Source organism: Proteus sp. FME41, assembly GCF_014897315.1.
GTDB lineage: Bacteria > Pseudomonadota > Gammaproteobacteria > Enterobacterales > Enterobacteriaceae > Proteus.
Genome location: NZ_JABUYL010000021.1, coordinates 14,458 through 30,956 on the forward strand (window position 1 = coordinate 14,458; position 16,499 = coordinate 30,956).

At 39.0% G+C, this 16,499-nt stretch carries 12 protein-coding genes; 7 read left to right on the forward strand and 5 right to left on the reverse strand.

Features of this window, described 5'->3' with window-relative positions; all coding sequences use genetic code 11:
- Positions 1-429 precede the first annotated feature (429 nt).
- The 7 genes from seqA to INT04_RS16070 all read left to right on the forward strand — a co-directional run bounded on the left by seqA (position 430) and on the right by INT04_RS16070 (position 5,537).
- Complete coding sequence (gene seqA, locus INT04_RS16040) at positions 430-981, forward strand: replication initiation negative regulator SeqA (protein WP_193017117.1); 552 nt, start codon at positions 430-432, stop codon at positions 979-981.
- A 74-nt stretch (positions 982-1,055) separates the two neighbouring features.
- A complete protein-coding gene (gene pgm, locus INT04_RS16045; RefSeq protein ID WP_193017118.1) occupies positions 1,056-2,696 on the forward strand; it encodes a phosphoglucomutase (alpha-D-glucose-1,6-bisphosphate-dependent) in 1,641 nt (546 codons plus the stop codon).
- Positions 2,697-2,837: 141 nt separating this feature from the next.
- The gene (locus INT04_RS16050; protein ID WP_193017119.1) at positions 2,838-3,320 is read left to right on the forward strand and encodes a DUF1456 family protein; all 483 of its coding nucleotides are present in this window, start codon (positions 2,838-2,840) and stop codon (positions 3,318-3,320) included.
- Between the two features lie 144 nt (positions 3,321-3,464).
- On the forward strand, positions 3,465-3,707 hold the full coding sequence (locus tag INT04_RS16055; protein ID WP_193017120.1) for a type II toxin-antitoxin system ParD family antitoxin: 243 nt from the start codon (positions 3,465-3,467) through the stop codon (positions 3,705-3,707).
- Positions 3,700-3,912, forward strand: a complete 213-nt coding sequence (locus tag INT04_RS16060) for a type II toxin-antitoxin system RelE/ParE family toxin (RefSeq protein WP_226894140.1) — start codon at positions 3,700-3,702, stop codon at positions 3,910-3,912. The genes INT04_RS16055 and INT04_RS16060 overlap by 8 nt, the downstream gene beginning before the upstream one ends.
- A gap of 448 nt (positions 3,913-4,360) precedes the next feature.
- Entirely contained in the window at positions 4,361-4,567 is a 207-nt protein-coding gene (locus INT04_RS16065) for a YbfA family protein (RefSeq protein ID WP_072070216.1), read from the forward strand.
- A gap of 226 nt (positions 4,568-4,793) precedes the next feature.
- Complete coding sequence (locus INT04_RS16070) at positions 4,794-5,537, forward strand: type 2 GTP cyclohydrolase I (protein WP_193017121.1); 744 nt, start codon at positions 4,794-4,796, stop codon at positions 5,535-5,537.
- A gap of 68 nt (positions 5,538-5,605) precedes the next feature.
- Here the strand turns inward: INT04_RS16070 and INT04_RS16075 are convergent, their stop codons facing one another.
- The 5 genes from INT04_RS16075 to INT04_RS16095 all read right to left on the reverse strand — a co-directional run bounded on the left by INT04_RS16075 (position 5,606) and on the right by INT04_RS16095 (position 16,361).
- Positions 5,606-7,678: an SWIM zinc finger family protein gene (locus INT04_RS16075; RefSeq protein ID WP_193017122.1), complete on the reverse strand. Its 2,073-nt coding sequence runs from the start codon at positions 7,676-7,678 to the stop codon at positions 5,606-5,608.
- Entirely contained in the window at positions 7,675-8,829 is a 1,155-nt protein-coding gene (locus tag INT04_RS16080; protein ID WP_193017123.1) for a VWA domain-containing protein, read from the reverse strand. Before INT04_RS16080 ends, INT04_RS16075 begins: the two co-directional genes overlap by 4 nt.
- Positions 8,816-11,398 (reverse strand): DUF5682 family protein, encoded by a 2,583-nt coding sequence (locus tag INT04_RS16085; protein ID WP_193017124.1) that lies wholly within the window; start codon positions 11,396-11,398, stop codon positions 8,816-8,818. The genes INT04_RS16080 and INT04_RS16085 overlap by 14 nt, the downstream gene beginning before the upstream one ends.
- 99 nt (positions 11,399-11,497) lie before the next feature.
- Entirely contained in the window at positions 11,498-12,607 is a 1,110-nt protein-coding gene (locus INT04_RS16090) for an ATP-binding protein (protein WP_193017125.1), read from the reverse strand.
- A gap of 25 nt (positions 12,608-12,632) precedes the next feature.
- Positions 12,633-16,361 carry a DUF4132 domain-containing protein gene (locus tag INT04_RS16095; protein ID WP_193017126.1) on the reverse strand — a complete coding sequence of 1,243 codons (3,729 nt, stop codon included), beginning with the start codon at positions 16,359-16,361 and terminating at the stop codon, positions 12,633-12,635.
- Positions 16,362-16,499: the final 138 nt, after the last annotated feature.

Genomic DNA, 16,499 nt, shown 5'->3' on the forward strand with positions numbered 1-16,499 from the left:
TATGATGACATGTGAAACGGACTTAGCCAACTTATCGCAAGAATATGAATGGGTGATACAGGAGAGAAATAATTGATAAGAGAAATTTATAAAAAACTATATAATAGATGTTATCTAGATGTATATTCTAAACTTATTTAAAAAGTTGAAATCTTGACATTGCTCAAAAATAAATACTTAGAATTTTATATTATTTGATGGCTGGAGTGGTGTGATAGGGCGGTGTTTAAAACTGACTTTGTGCGAATAAGTCCAAAGAATAGAAGATGATACCGAGATAAACAATAGGATAAATACCAAGCTTAGCCTTTGAAACGGTAGGATCTCGAATAGATCCGCTTTAAGTGATTGAAATTTTACCTATTTTGTTTTTAAAGATTATATCTTATAATCCTAATTACTTTTTTTTGAAAATAGTACTGGGTAGCAATGAAAAAGATAGAAATTGATGACGAACTTTACCGCTATATTGCTAGCGAAACTAGACATATCGGTGAAAGCGCTTCAGATATTTTAAGGCGTCTACTGAAGCTTGATGCCAAACAGCCCGTACAGCCAGTCATTGTCACTGAGTCAGTACAACCACCTGTTATTAAACAGGAAGCTGAACCTAAATCGATTACACCAGCAAAAAATCCGGTCCGTGAAATGCGTGAACTGCTGTTATCTGACAGTTATGCAGAAAAAACAAAATCAGTTGATCGCTTTTTACAGATCCTTTCTACGTTATATAGCCTAGATAGCGCTACTTTTACTCAATCTGCTGAAACAGTGCATGGACGAACACGCATCTATTTTGCTGGTGATGAACAAACATTACTCGATAGTGGACGTCATACAAAACCGCGCCATATTTCAGGCACGCCATTTTGGGTTATCACTAACTCAAATACTGAGCGCAAAAGAACGATGGTACAAAGCATCATGCAGGATATGCAATTTCCTGCTAATGAGATTGATAAGGTGTGTGGAACTATCTAACCACTATTGTTAATTGATGCATTGCAAAGGCTTTTGTTTAAAGCGTGCTTGTAATGTTAAATAGGAGAAGATTTGTGGCAATTCATCCAAGAGCAGGGCAGCATACTCGTCAAAGTGATCTGATTAATGTGGCACAATTAACGTCGCAATATTACTCACTTAAACCACAAGCTAGCAATAATGCTCATCGTGTGAAGTTTGGTACGTCTGGTCATCGCGGAAGTGCAAATCGCCATAGCTTTAATGAAGCCCATATTTTGGCAATTGCACAAGCTATTGCTGAAGTACGTGCTAAAAATGGAGTAACAGGGCCATGTTATGTGGGTAAAGATACCCATGGACTGTCAGAGCCTGCCTTTATTTCTGTTTTAGAAGTGCTTGCCGCCAATAAAGTTAAAGTGATTATTCAAGAAAATAATGGCTATACACCCACACCGGCAGTCTCTTTTTCTATTTTGACTTACAACGAAGCACATCAAGACATCGCTGACGGAATTGTTATCACACCATCTCATAACCCACCCGAAGATGGCGGTATTAAATATAACCCATCCAATGGCGGGCCCGCCGATACAGATTTAACCTCTGTTATTGAAAAACGTGCAAATGAGCTGCTTGAAAATAACTTAGCGGGTATTAAACGTCTTTCTTATGACGAAGCATTAGCAAGTGGTTATATTGAAGCACAAGATTTAATTATGCCTTATGTCAAAGCGTTAGGTGACGTTGTTGATATGGAAGCTATTAAAAAAGCAGGCTTAAAATTAGGCGTTGATCCACTAGGTGGATCGGGTATTGAGTATTGGAAACGTATTGGTGAGTATTACGGTCTTGATCTTGAATTGGTTAACGATCAAGTCGATCAGACGTTCCGTTTTATGACACTTGACCATGATGGTGTTATTCGTATGGATTGCTCATCACCATGGGCAATGGAAGGCTTATTGCAACTACGTGATAAATTTGATTTAGCCTTTGCAAATGATCCAGATTATGACCGCCATGGTATTGTAACGCCTTCTGGTTTAATGAATCCAAACCACTATTTAGCTGCTGCAATTAATTACCTTTTCCGCCATCGTCCACAATGGGCTAAAGGGGTGAAAGTGGGTAAAACATTGGTTTCAAGTGCGATGATTGACCGTGTTGTGGCAGACTTAGACCGTGAGCTAGTTGAAGTACCTGTAGGTTTTAAATGGTTTGTTCAAGGTTTATTTAGTGGTGAGTTTGGCTTTGGTGGTGAAGAAAGTGCGGGTGCATCTTTCTTACGCTTTAATGGTAAACCATGGTCAACGGATAAAGACGGTATTATTCTATGCTTGTTAGCCGCAGAAATGAAAGCGGTAACAGGCAAAGATCCACAAGAGCATTATAACGAGCTCGCACAGCGTTTTGGCTCACCAAGTTATAACCGCATTCAAGCCTCAGCCACCCATGAACAAAAAGCACTACTGTCTCGTTTATCGCCAGAAATGGTAACAGCAAGTACGTTGGCGGGTGATCCTATTACTGCGCGCTTAACACATGCATCCGGTAATGGTGCGTCTATTGGTGGCTTAAAAGTGATGACGGATTATGGCTGGTTTGCAGCTCGTCCTTCAGGCACAGAAGAAGCGTATAAAATTTACTGCGAAAGCTTCCGTGGCCCTGAGCATCGTGAATTAATTGAAAAAGAAGCCATTGAAATAGTAAATAATGTCTTTGCTAACAAATAAGTTAGTGCAATAAGTTATTTATATAGAATACACTCTACCAAAAGGTAGAGTGTATTTTTTTAATCATTAAATATTTTTAGATCACAACATTGATATCCATCATTGAGGTTGATTTAGAATTACAAACAGAGTGGATAATCAATGCAAAATAATTTTGTTTTACGCAGTGTCCGTTACATGTTGGATTTAAGTGATGCGCATGTTGTTGAAATCATGAAACTGGCTGATTTCACCGTTACAAAAGAGTTGGTAAATTGCTGGTTAAAAAAAGACGATGAACCTGAATTTGTCGAATGTGACGATAATGCAATGGGGCATTTTTTAAATGGCCTAATTTTTTATCGTCGTGGGAAAGATGAAAACTTCCCTGCACCAGAAGTTGAAAAGCGTATCACAAATAACATTATTTTAAAAAAACTGCGTGTTGCTTTTGAGCTAAAAGATGTTGATATTCTTAATATTTATGAGCTTGCGGATTTCCGTGTTTCTAAGCCTGAGTTAAGCGCTGTATTTCGTAAACCAGGACATAAAAACTACCGTAACTGTGGTGATCAACTGGTAAGATACTTCCTGAAAGGATTAACCGAAACCCTACGTGGTAAAGGTAAAACGGTTAAGAAATAAGTTCGGGATATTTTTAAGCTATAAAATTGATAACACCCCAAAATTGGTTTTCAATATTGGGGTGTTTTTTATGGTATTAGCTGGCAAATAAATACATTTATTACTCCTGTTGTATTACTTAGTAATACAATGCAGGAAGGATTTATGGCACGAGTAACGAGTGTAACTTTGGGTGAACATTTTAATGGTTTTGTTGGTGAAATGATTAATTCAGGACGTCATGGAAATACCTCCGAGGTAATCAGAGATGCTTTACGTATGATGGAAATCAGAGAAGAACGGCTCCAAATAGTTCGTAAAATGGCACTAGATGGTGTGAATTCACCAGAAAGTAAAAATAACATGGATGATATTTTTGCAAGAGCTGAAAAGGACTTAAATGTATAAACTTTCTAATTTAGCAGAAGAAGATATTTATCAAATTGCACGTTATACCGTTCAGCAATTTGGTGTAACTCAGGCAAAAAAATACCATAATGAGTTAAAACAGACATTTGAGCTACTTGTTCGAGCACCTTGGATTGGGCGAGAGTGCAATTGGGTATGTGATGATTTGAGACAATTTGAGTTTAAAAAACACTCAATTTATTAGCTACTAAAAAATGATGCCTATTTATCGCTTGTCTTATCCATCATTCAATGGATGTTGATTCTCTTGATTTTCCTGAATAAATATTTCATTACTTACTGCTAAATGTATTATTCAGTTATATATTACTTAGCAGTAGATCTATGTTATTAATACTAAAACCCGCATTCTTAAATATCCTACCTCTCTTTCCTTATTTGATTTTTCTCTTTTTTGATAATTTATTATCGAAATTATTTACTACAACTTTGGTTAGGTAAAAATACTGATCTTATTTTGTTAATGATTGTGTCATTTATGTTTCATTTTTGTTTCTGTTCTGAAATTTAATTACATATCAAGCAAAATAAAGGTGATTTTTCGCACGAATTTAGTGGTCTGATCAGTAGTAAAATTTCATCAAATGAGGTAAAATTTCAACATCAAATTAATCTCTATACAGGAGAGCACTATGCCAGCTTATAACGAATATACAAAAAAACATGTTTTGGCCCGTCGTACTGGTGCTGTTGCGCTAGGTGTTGCGGCATTTCCTGTTATGGTTTTCCACCCTAAACGTGCACAATTTTATAGCTATATACACCGTGTATGGTCTAAAACAAGTGATAAACCAGTTTGGCTGGCAAAATCAGAAGTGGCATTAAATAGCCATAAATAACAGAACATCAAATTAACGCCTGCGTAAGTAGGCGTTATTTTTATCCCCCCCTTATTTAAGCATTTTGCAATGCTACCTTCTTGTTTTTTCTTAACTTCAAATAATCCGCAAATTTTACGTTACAATAAAGAATAATGGTTTACTTAAACGGATGCTTTTAACCTATTGCTATTTATTAGATTGTTATATAAATAGTGGCATTCGTGATAACAGGGAGATGAATAAAATGAAGAACACTGATCTGGAATTAGTGATCAATGAGAAGCTCAGTATTGAAAATTTTCAAGACTATGCGCCTAATGGCCTTCAAGTCGAAGGGCGTCCTCATATTCAAAAGATAGTCACAGGCGTGACTGCCAGCCAAGCTTTACTTGATGAAGCAGTTCGATTAAACGCCGATGCGATTTTAGTCCACCACGGCTATTTTTGGAAAAACGAGCCTGTTGTTATTCGCTCAATGAAACGCAACCGTTTAAAAACATTACTCTGTAATGATATTAATCTTTTTGGTTATCACTTGCCGTTAGATGCGCACCCAATCTTAGGTAACAATGCTCAATTAGCGTTAAAAATGGGCGTTAAAGTTGAGGGTGAAATATTACCTTTAGTGCCTAAAGGTGTGTTTGATTTACCTTTAACACCTATTGAATTAAAAGAACGTTTAGAAAAGGCGTTACAGCGCAATGTATTGCATTGTGGTGATAATGCACCTGAAGCTATCCGTAGTATTGCGTGGTGTACCGGTGGCGGTCAGGGTTTTATTCAAGATGCCGCAGAGCAAGGTGTAGATGCTTTTGTGACAGGTGAAGTCTCAGAACAGACCATTCATATTGCAAGAGAAATGGGCGTTCATTTCTTTGCTGCGGGGCACCATGCAACAGAACGTTATGGTATTAAAGCATTAGGTGAATGGCTGGCTCAAACACATCATTTAGATGTGACATTTGTTGATATTGATAATCCCGCATAAACCCATTTATTCTTATTTTAAAAGCTATCTCTCTTTAATTAGAGAGATAGCTTTTTTCGCTAATATAATTACTCGTTAAGTTGAATAGGTAATGGGCTTTGCAATTGTTGCAGATTATCGCATAACCAAATTAACTGTAATAATGCCCGTGAATCACGGGAAGTTAATGCTAAATAATCGGCTAATTGATCAGCAATTAATGTCATTCCTAAATCATCTGCGGTGTGTTTGCTTATTTCTAATTGCTCTTTTTGCATTTCAGAGAGTAATTCCCGCCCAGTACACGCCTGAGCTTCTAATACCGATAAAATAGGGCGACAGAATTTTTGTGCTAACGTAGGCTCACTGTGATGCATTGCTGTTTGTTGCTTACGTTTAGCCATATATTCTTGAATACGGCTAATAAAACCAGATTGCTTTTTCTTACGTGGAAATTGGTCAAAATCGAGGTAAAACATTTCAATGCCTTTCTCTGTTTTAATCCAAATGGTTGTTGGCAATAAATCCATATTGAGATCACGCCGAACAGGTTGCACTGTGATTGCAACAATTTCTAACTCTTTTTTGGTAAGAAAGCGCAATTCCTCTAGATTATTTTGTGTTGTTCCTTCCCAATAAAGGCGCAAGAATGCTGAGTTCTCATGATTATCAGACACCTCCCAAATAACGCATTGCTCTACTTCGTACCAAATTAAAGGTTTGTAGTTTTTGATATGTAAAACAAGGGGAGAAAGAAATCCTTCAGCTTGATTGGCAAAATAATCGGGTAATACTTGCCAATTATTGATGCCTAGTTCAGTTTGTAGGGTGTTGTAATCCACAATATCAAGAAAATCAGTGTGGTTTTGAGCGAAGCTCTCGCCAACAGTCGCCAGTTTTCCTTCATCAGAAATACGAGGCTCTTGCAATAAAAAAGGGCGACGCATTAATTTATCTGCAGTCTGCTTCCATAATGACAAACTATTCCAAACACCATAACGATTAAACAGGGTATCAAGCTGATTAGGGCGAGCTTGTGTTGCTTGTAATAGCTGTTTTTCTTCATTATCCCAAAAGGTAAAGGTTGCTCCTAATGCACCGCTTTGTGCTGTCCACCAATTCGCCCCAACAGGAATGAGAGAGAGGCTGGTTTTTTTATCATCATATTGACGACGAAGCTGCCCTCGCAACGCTTTTAACTGTTCAGGTGCCGCATTAGATAATTGAAATAGATACGCCGAAATATGGGCTAATAAGCGTAAGACATTGGCTTCATCCATAGTGAAATGTCTTTCAGCTAACAGCTTAACTTGAGTACTCAATGTCCGTAAATAAGAGGCTAAACGAGGTAAACCTTCTGCACGCGCTGACATATTGAGTAAATGCAACTGTGTGGCACTGCTTAAGCTGATGTGTGATAGCCCTTGGCGCAATAAGTCATAAATAAACTGCTCAATGGTGCTGATTAGCGCGATTTCTTCCTCATTAAGAGGGCGCTTTGATGATTGTACGGTTATTAGCTCTTCAGGCCATACCCAAGGTTGTGTATGTTGTTCAAATAATTTTGCCACAATAGCGAGATGAAACGCTTTTTTCTGTGAGTCAGAAAAAGGTGATAACATGCCATCATAACCACTGGCTTGTAAGAAAATAACAGGCTCATCGACATTGGGTAATTGAATTTTTAGCTGAGTACCTGTGTCTTCTAAGTTAAGGGTTGTATTTTCCCACTGTTCAACTAATTTAATCGCGGCACGACATGCCGGTTTACCTGACTTTTTGATTAAGACTTCCGGATCAAGAGCAAATAGCGTGGGTAACAGCGGGGTAATTTTAACGGGTTCAGTAATAGCTTCTGGCAATATATCAACACTATTATCATTATTGGAATTATCGGTGCTGTTATTGGTTTGTAGCCATAAAATGGCCGCTAAAATATGTTTACAACAACTGGAAGCAGAGCAATCGCAACTGGCTTGTTGGATACCCGCTTCATGTAAAACAACATGTTGCCCATCACTGCTAAACTGCCCTGTATTGGCATCAGTGAGAGAAACTTTTTCGTTTTCAACATCTTTTCTTGCGCGTCTTAATAATCCTGCATTTGCAAAGACAGTGAGCGCATCTTCATCGTAATGAAAGTAAACAGTTTGCCAACTCATTGCATTACCTCTGCCAACCATTGTGCGAAATGTTCAGGTGTTAATGCTGCAACTTGCATACCTCTATCTGCGAGCTTTTGTGCAATCGCAGAGTCATAAGCAGGTTGAGCTTCATCATCAAGTGCTGCAAGCCCTAGCAATTTGACTTGTTGGCTATTCAGGCGCTGCGTGCAATCTAATAAACGACTTAGAGATCCCCCTTCTTCAAAGTCACTGATAAGTGAAATCACGGTACGTTTAGGATTTTTAACCAAGCTTTCGCAATATTGCATTGCACCGGCAATATCAGTACCACCGCCCAACTGTACGGTCATTAAAACTTCAACGGGATCGTCAGCTAAATGTGATAAATTGACCACTTGAGTATCAAAAACGACTAAAGAGACATTAACCGCAGGTAGTGAAGCTAAAATACTAGCACAAACAGCCGCATACATAATTGAGCTAGACATTGACGCACTTTGGTCAACACAAAGGATCACATCCCAAGGAAAATGCTGTTGCATACGTGAGTTAAAATAAGGGGTTTCAATCACTAAGCGGCGATTTTGAGTATCATAATGTTTTAAGTTTGCTGCAATGGTCGCACGCCAATCAAAATTACGACTATTAGGCACTAAAGAGCGTCTAAAACGATTACGGCGACCCGTTAATGATTGGCGAAAATTATTACGGATTTGACGTAGAATATCGTCAACTACCTTACGAATAATCGTTTTAACAGCATCCCGCGTATCTTCGCTCATTCGTCCGCGTAAGCTTAATAGTGTTTTGGCTAACGCTTTTGTAGGTTCCATTGCTTTTAACGTATTGGGATCTTTAAGAAAACTACTGATTTGATAGCGCTCAATAGCTTGTGATTGCATACGTTCAAAGGTGCTATTAGGAAAAAGCTTACGTGCTTGATTGAGCCAATTTACGGCAGTGAGTTGCGATGCATCAAGTGATCCATGACGGCCACGCTCTTGGCGAAGCCCTCGGCGCTGGTATTCTCGACGATAGAGAAAATCGAGTGTGCGCTCAACTTTAAGATCCTCGGCATTAAACGTAGCTTGCCCTAAAGCATCATCAGCATATTGGCCTAAAATCAGGCGCCAGCGTTTTGCTTGTTGTATTTTATCCTCAGGCATATCGTCATCACGCTGACTCATGAGCATTGTCTCCTTTCTCTGCTTTCTTAATATCAAACCAAGAAATGATGCCTTGTTCCATTATTCGCTGTTGTAATTTTTGATTGAGTTTGGTGGCTTCAAGCATCTGTTTTGCACTAAATTCTGACTGCCATAATGACAAGGCTTGTGTGTCTAAACCAATGTCATTGGCAATATATTGTGCAAGCTCTGCATTTTGTTTGGGATTGAGTTGGCTAAACGCAAAACGCAGATCAGGCAAGATCTGAATAAATCGTTCTTCATCCCATTGCTGTAATAGGGTATTTAGGTGATCAACCAATAAAGGTAAGCGAATAACAAGCTCTGGTGCAGCTCGCATAATTCCGACAAAGTAACCGATGGATTGTTCTGGATCACTGCCCGTACTAAAGGTGGTATTTAATGCGCTAACGAGCGTATTTTCATCAATATATGAGCCTAAATAACGTAACGCATCAACAGCACCTTTTAATAAAGGGACGGTATCTAATTGACCATCAAGACGATTGAGTTGCTGATAGAAATCACGTTTATAATCATGTTGATAAGTAAGTGATGGCATAAATTCAATTAGTTCACGCAAAGAGAGCAGGGCCTGTAGATTGCTTTCTTGTTGTTGTTCGTCACCCTGAGCGAGTTGCTCTAAGCAAAAGAATGCCTGTGGAATAACTTGGTGTAGGCGATTTTCAAGCGCAAGTTCGTCAGTAATATCAAGATATTGCCGGCCTCGCCATAAATGGATCAGTTTATGCCCACATTGTGTTAAGGACTCAAGGCGAAAATCTTGCTGAATATAACTGTCTAACAGTTTAAAGAGTGATGGAATGCGCTGGTGGAGTCCAATTAGTGCTGCTTGGATTAATAACGTAACTGCACTCTGGCTCGAACGACTTTGCCCTTGTTCTTCAAGCTGCTTCTCCATTGATAACAGCTTATTTAGAGCGATAGCTTCAAGTTGAGAGCCTTTCTCTGATAATGAAATCAGTTCACCTTCCACATTAGGTGTCCAAGCGTATTGCCACTCTTCAAATAACAAATCGAGTTGGTGACCTGAAAGAAAATCAGGGCCACTGACGCGATGTGCAAAGTGAATGTCTAAGAAAGCCAATAAATGTAAAAAACGGCTTCTTAAACGGTGTTGGGGGTTACGGTAAACATCACATTTTGTGGTTTTTGCTAATGTATCATCCAGTTTAAAGCGGAAGCCTTTGGCGCGCTCATAGGTTTCATTTACCAAGGGTGGAGTTGCCGTACCTAATGGAATTTTGCCTAAAAGGTAGCCTGAAAAACAGGTTTTAATTTCAGCCCATAATTCACTTTGGCTATCGTCTAAACTGCCTTTAATAAAGGCACTTTGTAAACCATCAAGCAGATCATAGCGACCTGTACCTGCATGATCTCTTAATAGCGCGAGGCGTAAACTCTGTTCAGCCGCCAGTTTTACCGCTAAATAGCTAGGTGGATTATCAAATTGTTTTTCTCTGATCGCTTGAGCCACCGAGCTTAGAAATGCGATACCCATTTTATTGCGATAAACGTGGGTGGGCTGTTTAGATATGTCCGTATTTTCTAATTTATCATGATGCTGTTGCATCAAGCTTTGCCAAGCTTGTTGGTAAAAAGCCGGTGATGGCATACCTGAAGCATAGCCATTAAGTGCATCTAATCGGTCAAAACTATAGCGAATGAGCCAAGCTTGCTCTTTTTGACCCATTTTTTGCATTTTAGTGAATTGCTTTTGTTCTGTGCTAGTCATGGCAAAAGAGTGAGATTGTGAATTCGATAAACCTTCAATTAATGCAAGGGTATGAAAACCGCCGGTAACAATCAGAATTTTAGCATTCGGTTCTTGTTGTTTGATGAGTTGAATATGCGCCAACATATGCGTTTCACGTTGTGAAGAACCTTCAGATTCAAGCACTTCAGGTTCATAGTCAAGACGTGCAAGCGCGCACCAAATAAAAGTATCATTAAACAGAGATTGCCAATCGGCTAAGGCTTCAATACTGCGTAATTCAAAAAGATGTTCCCAAACATCATCATGATCACGGCAATGACATTTTTTGGCTAATTGTGCAATAAATTGACTATGGGCTAAATAACGTTCTTTTTGTAAGCTACGGCTTTGCGAATCGCTATACTCTTCATTATTGACTTGAGCCGCCCAAGGTAAATCGATAAAGCGTGTTTTAGCATTAATACGTAAACCGCCTCGCAATGCTTGCCATTCTGGTGAGTATTCACAAAAGGGGAAATAAGCAGAGTGTAGTGATTTTTCACGCTCTTCTTGGTCACCATCATTATGCAAATACTCGGCTTGTCCCATAATGGCAACGGGTGGCTGAGTCTCTTTATCGATTAAACTAGGAATAAGTGAATTAAAGGTATCAGGGCCTTCAATTAAAATATAGTCAGGTTTTACTGAATCAATTAAGGATAAAACTGCATAAGCGCAAGCGGGGCTATGGTGGCGTACAGGGGCAAAATAGAGATGTTGTTGCTGTAACGACGTCCATTTCAGTCGTGCTTGGTCAATTCTTTCTGGCAAAGGTATTGAAGGTAGCGTCACCGTGTCGATCCCTTTTCTGGGTGAAAAGGCAGAGTCAGTTAACTCTGCCTTTAATAGATAAATAACGTATTTTAATGTGTCGCAATTAATCTCAGCGTTTTATTGCCAAAACTCTTTCGATGAATCAAAGAACGCTTTCCACACTTTACTGTTTCTTGCACGCTCTCTGGCGACATTATCCATGTAATAACGAATACGCTTGATGTCATCAGCATTGTCTTTTAATACAACACCAATTAATTGGCGCGCAATGGCACCTGCATTCATGACGCCATCACCTAAATAATGCGCTTCTAATGCACAGGCATAAGCAATGTTTACTGCTTCTGCGGTTGACATAACGGCATCAGGTGTTTTGATATTACCGCCTTCTTGCGTATTACCTGAACGTAACTCTTGGAATGTTGTGACTAATAATTCCACCACATCAGTCGGTACGGTGATTTCACTTGATAAAGAGCCTAATTCATTTTCAAGTTGTGATTGAATTAAGCTGATTTCAAACGCGGGATCACGAATAGGTTTTACGGTTTCAAAATTAAAACGACGCTTTAATGCAGCAGACATCTCGTGTACACCACGGTCACGCAAGTTTGCTGTACCAATAAGGTTAAAACCTGGTTTTGCACTAATGCGCGCACCGTCGCCCATTTCGGGGATCATCAACTGTTTTTCTGACATCAAAGAAACCAACACATCCTGAATTTCAGGAGGGCAACGAGTTATCTCTTCGAAGCGAACAATTTTACCGTGCAACATACCTTGATAAAGCGGAGAACCCACTAATGCGCGCTCTGTTGGGCCCTCTGCTAATAATAATGCATAGTTCCATGAATACTTGATATGATCTTCTGTTGTGCCCGCTGTACCTTGGATCGTCAGTCCAGAATCACCACTGATCGCTGCCGCAAAAAGTTCAGAAAGCATTGATTTCGCCGTACCCGGCTCACCAACTAGCATTAAACCTTGCTTACCTAATAATGTGACAATTGCGCGATCAACCAAGGCATCATCGCCGAAAAACTTAGGTGTGATGCCTAACGCATCATCACCTAAAATAAATTGGCGTACAGCACGAGGAGAGCGAAGCCATCCTTGTGGTTTAGGATTATTAACATCTGCTTTTGTTAAACACGCTAACTCTTGAGCAAATCGAACTTCAGCACTTTCCCTGATTGCTTGTTGATCTGCGGGTGCTTTTTTAGCCATATTCTTTCCTAATTATCCCTATCTTTTACCAAGGTGTTTTCTTTTCCCATTCAGGATCGAATCCTGCACAAGCTTCTGCGATCTTCAGATAATCGGCATAGCTCTCTGCTAATAAGATTGGCGGTACTTCTTTTAACTCAATATTGTTACGATCCCAATAATCTTGCTGATTTTTCTCAAAGCTTAAATCAAATAAGACCGCAGGGATGTTTTCTTCAGGAACATAGCTACCACTGAAACCGATGTTGACGTAGTAGTTTAAACTAGAGAAGAATTTGTAATAGTGAGAGAACGAGCCACCATCTTCTGCAGGGCCACGTTGATAACCCATTTTGGTTAAAATACCTCGTAAGGTGAAGGTATCAGTGATCCAACCCTTTCTATCTTCAACTTCGGTTTGTGTCAGATCTAAATCAGGGATTTTATGTTCCATTTGTGGGAATAAGAACTTCACTTTGTAATCTTTAAAGTGTGCAATCCATGCTTTACGCTCATCTTCATTAACCAACGCGGCATGAGCGAGTTGTATTAATGAATCATTTTGTAACGTTACTTCATCATCTTCAAGGTTAAGTAATGCGCCATCATCAGAAGGGCGGAATGTATTGATCACTTCGCCATCTTTCACTTCTTGCCAAATTAGTTGCTCAATCAGTTTATGCATAATAGGGTGAGCTAAAATATACTCTTGCCAATCAGCGCTTAACCATTGACGTTGAGCACACATGGCTTCGTATAAACGCACACTTTGTAATTCAATAACTTGTTTGAGCTCTTTTTTACTTGAAGTGAAAAGTTTTTTTGCTTCTTTAATCAGCTCTGCATCATCATTTTTGCGCGCGGCGGGCAAGGCTTTAACTTCTTTGCCTTCTGGATTAAACAATACTAGTTTTTGTTTAGCATCCATTTTGGCAGTAAAAATACGCTCGCCATATTCCAGTACTAATGTTCCTGTATCGTCAAAGCCCGCAGTTGGAATGGTTCTATCCGCTAATTCGTCCGCACTCCAACCATTACGTTCTGCGATTTGAGTGACTAAATTACGGGCTTTTTCTTGTACAGATGCAGTACGATAACGACGAGATAACGACAGAAGAAGCTGAATAATAATAGGGTCATTACTTGATGCAACTGCATCAATCATTGCTTCAATTTGAGCACGGCGCTGATAGTGGTCACGCATATAATTACGTAACACGGACACCGCAACATGGCCTTCAATACCACAGATAAGCGCAAGCATGCCTTTATCACTAATGGCAGAGCCTAAATAACGACGTAAAACTTCGTTTTTAATCTCTTCTATCACAAACTCTAAAGTGCAATTTTCGTATTTGGCGTAATATTCAGGATAGCGTTTAGCCCAGTTTTGATAATTGCTTAAGCGACCTGGAGCCTCACGTTGCGCTTCAACCATGGCTTCTTCTAACGTTGGGCCTTTAATATCTTGAGCAACAAAAGTATGCAGAATAAAGCTGGAAAGCTTATTTTGACTCTCTTTAGATAGCAAAGAAATATAGCGTTGTAATAACGCATTGCCTCCTGGCATTTTTAATTTCACAGCCAGAATAATCCACCAACGAATAATCGCAGGATCAACCGCCTTCTTATTTTCCCATGTTAACGCAGGAATGGCATCGAAGTTAAACCAAGCAAGGCTGGCGGGTGCTTTGGCTTTTAGGCCTTTTTCAGCTTCAGCTAACAAGGTTTTAGGGGATAAATAACTCGAAATATCTTCGCCTAATTGCTCTAATGCCGTTAATAAAGAAGCACGAACTACTTCACGCTTCTCTTTTTTCAGTAATGCATTAAGTGCAGGCAATGAGTCTGGATTATTTAAACGTGCTAGCCATTCAATTGCAGTAACTCGAATTTCTTGTTTGCTTGAGGTTAATCCTTCTTGCGCACTTAAATGGATATTTGGCAGGGTTTCTAATAATTTTTGTGCCGTAATACGGTGTGTTTTATTTTCACCTAACGCCAATTCCATAATACGCGGAATAAATTGTGCAGGAATGGTTGGGAAACGGCCTAAGACTTCAATGCCCTGTGATGTTTCAAACTGACGATAACGTTGTTCACTTTGATTAGGCATTAGATTTAGAGCTTCTGCAATATAGTCAGTATATTGAGAGAAGAATGGCCACACTTGTTCTGGTTTACGAAAACGGCGCAAGCCATCTTGGTAAGATTCTAAGCATAATGCGGCGGTAACACGAGAAGCGCGTGGAAAACTGCATTTTTGGAGAACATCTTCTACGTGGCGTAATTCAATATCATTTAATAAACGCTCAGGAATATCAGCATTAAAATAGTGAGATGAAAAGTGATCGGCATGTTGACGGTTATTAGTAATTACGCGCACAGCATGAAAAAACGTATATTCAGGTAAATTAGGAATACGGTTTTTGTGTTTGATAATTTGAATTTCATTCGACTGGATCGTGCCTTGTCCACTATTGAGTTTATCAACTAATGCACGACACTGTTTTTCATTAATCTTTGATAAATCTTTATAATGACGCTGAGCCCAATTATAAGAGTGTTTAGAGGTCTTATTTTCTTCAATTTCACGTTCAGCATTTTCTTTTGCTTTGGCTAACATTTCATTAAAATTATTCACCATAATATCGCGGGCACTATCCGGTAATGGTGTATCTTCTAAAGGTGTGAAATCAGGGGCTTCAATCGCCTCTACCGTATTGGCATTATCGACAACACTAAAGCGTTGTAGTGCACTTTCGATACTTTTGATAACGGCTTTTGAGGTTTCATTTTTTAATGCTTCTTCAAGTACATCGCGGTTCTCGCCTTGGCGAGCAAATAAATCAGCCGCTTGTGTCCGTTGTTTTGGTGTCCCATTCATTAAAACATGGGTTAAATTCGCTTTTACAATTTCAGCAGGTAAGGTATTTAAAATAGGCTCAGCCGCTTTTTTAACACTTTTTAAACTGCTGGTGGCAAGTAACACAATAATATCTGCAAAAGTATCACGTAGTACCGTATTTTTATTTAAGTAATTAATGAGCTCGACTAAACCATTAGCTGAAAGCTTTTCAATTAATTTAGTTCTAATAAAATCTTGGTGTGAAAGCAGATAATCTTTTAAATCAGTGAGTTCATAAATACGTTTAAGATTTGATGCATAGTATTCAGAAACATCTTTTCTATCAAATACTGCAAATAACGCATTCTCTCCTGCAATATTAGCTTCATTTGCTAGCATGTCGGCAATAAATGCCATCGTCCAATGTTTACGATGTTCTAAATTAAGATTACGTGCATTATCATAAGTGGTGTAAAACGCATCAACTAAAAGATAAATAACCCAAGTTGGCACTTCGGTTGTGGTCACTTTGATATTGATATCTTGACACGCCGCTGCAATGACTTTTGCATAACGCGCTACTTGTTCTGCGGAAAAGCTTTCACCAACCTTAGAGTAGAGCTTATGACGGGCATTAAGGCCTTGGGTGATAACTTTGCTGTACTTTCCTGTATCAATATTACTGGCATACCACCACTCTAATGTCCCTGCACGATGAAAATAAACCGCCGCTTTTGCTGCATCCAGTTTATTTAATTCAAAAAGAATTTCAGGATTTGTACCTGTCAGCACATAATCTAATGCACGCTTAGGTAATCCTTCATCAAATACAGCAAGCAGGACAAGAGATTCTTGAAGATGTTTCTCAGTAATATCGACATCTTTTTTCCCAAAAAGAGGAAAAATGTCTAAGATTTTTTTTATCACGCCAGTTCCTTAAGCTATGTATGGATAAACAGTTTTTTTTACCATGAATTAGCGTAACGAACAATTTGATTATCAATGTGGCAAATAAAGCCAATAGGTACTATTTGTTAAATTTATAGAGATAAACGCTGAAAAAGA

What these genes read in the sequence shown, in the direction of transcription:
- seqA (WP_193017117.1), top strand. Translation starts at nt 430, where the DNA reads ATGAAAAAGATAGAAATTGATGACGAACTTTACCGCTATATTGCTAGC.
- INT04_RS16050 (WP_193017119.1), top strand. Translation starts at nt 2,838, where the DNA reads ATGCAAAATAATTTTGTTTTACGCAGTGTCCGTTACATGTTGGATTTA.
- INT04_RS16055 (WP_193017120.1), top strand. Translation starts at nt 3,465, where the DNA reads ATGGCACGAGTAACGAGTGTAACTTTGGGTGAACATTTTAATGGTTTT.
- INT04_RS16060 (WP_226894140.1), top strand. Translation starts at nt 3,700, where the DNA reads ATGTATAAACTTTCTAATTTAGCAGAAGAAGATATTTATCAAATTGCA.
- INT04_RS16065 (WP_072070216.1), top strand. Translation starts at nt 4,361, where the DNA reads ATGCCAGCTTATAACGAATATACAAAAAAACATGTTTTGGCCCGTCGT.
- INT04_RS16070 (WP_193017121.1), top strand. Translation starts at nt 4,794, where the DNA reads ATGAAGAACACTGATCTGGAATTAGTGATCAATGAGAAGCTCAGTATT.
- INT04_RS16075 (WP_193017122.1), bottom strand. Translation starts at nt 7,678, where the DNA reads ATGAGTTGGCAAACTGTTTACTTTCATTACGATGAAGATGCGCTCACT.
- INT04_RS16080 (WP_193017123.1), bottom strand. Translation starts at nt 8,829, where the DNA reads ATGAGTCAGCGTGATGACGATATGCCTGAGGATAAAATACAACAAGCA.
- INT04_RS16090 (WP_193017125.1), bottom strand. Translation starts at nt 12,607, where the DNA reads ATGGCTAAAAAAGCACCCGCAGATCAACAAGCAATCAGGGAAAGTGCT.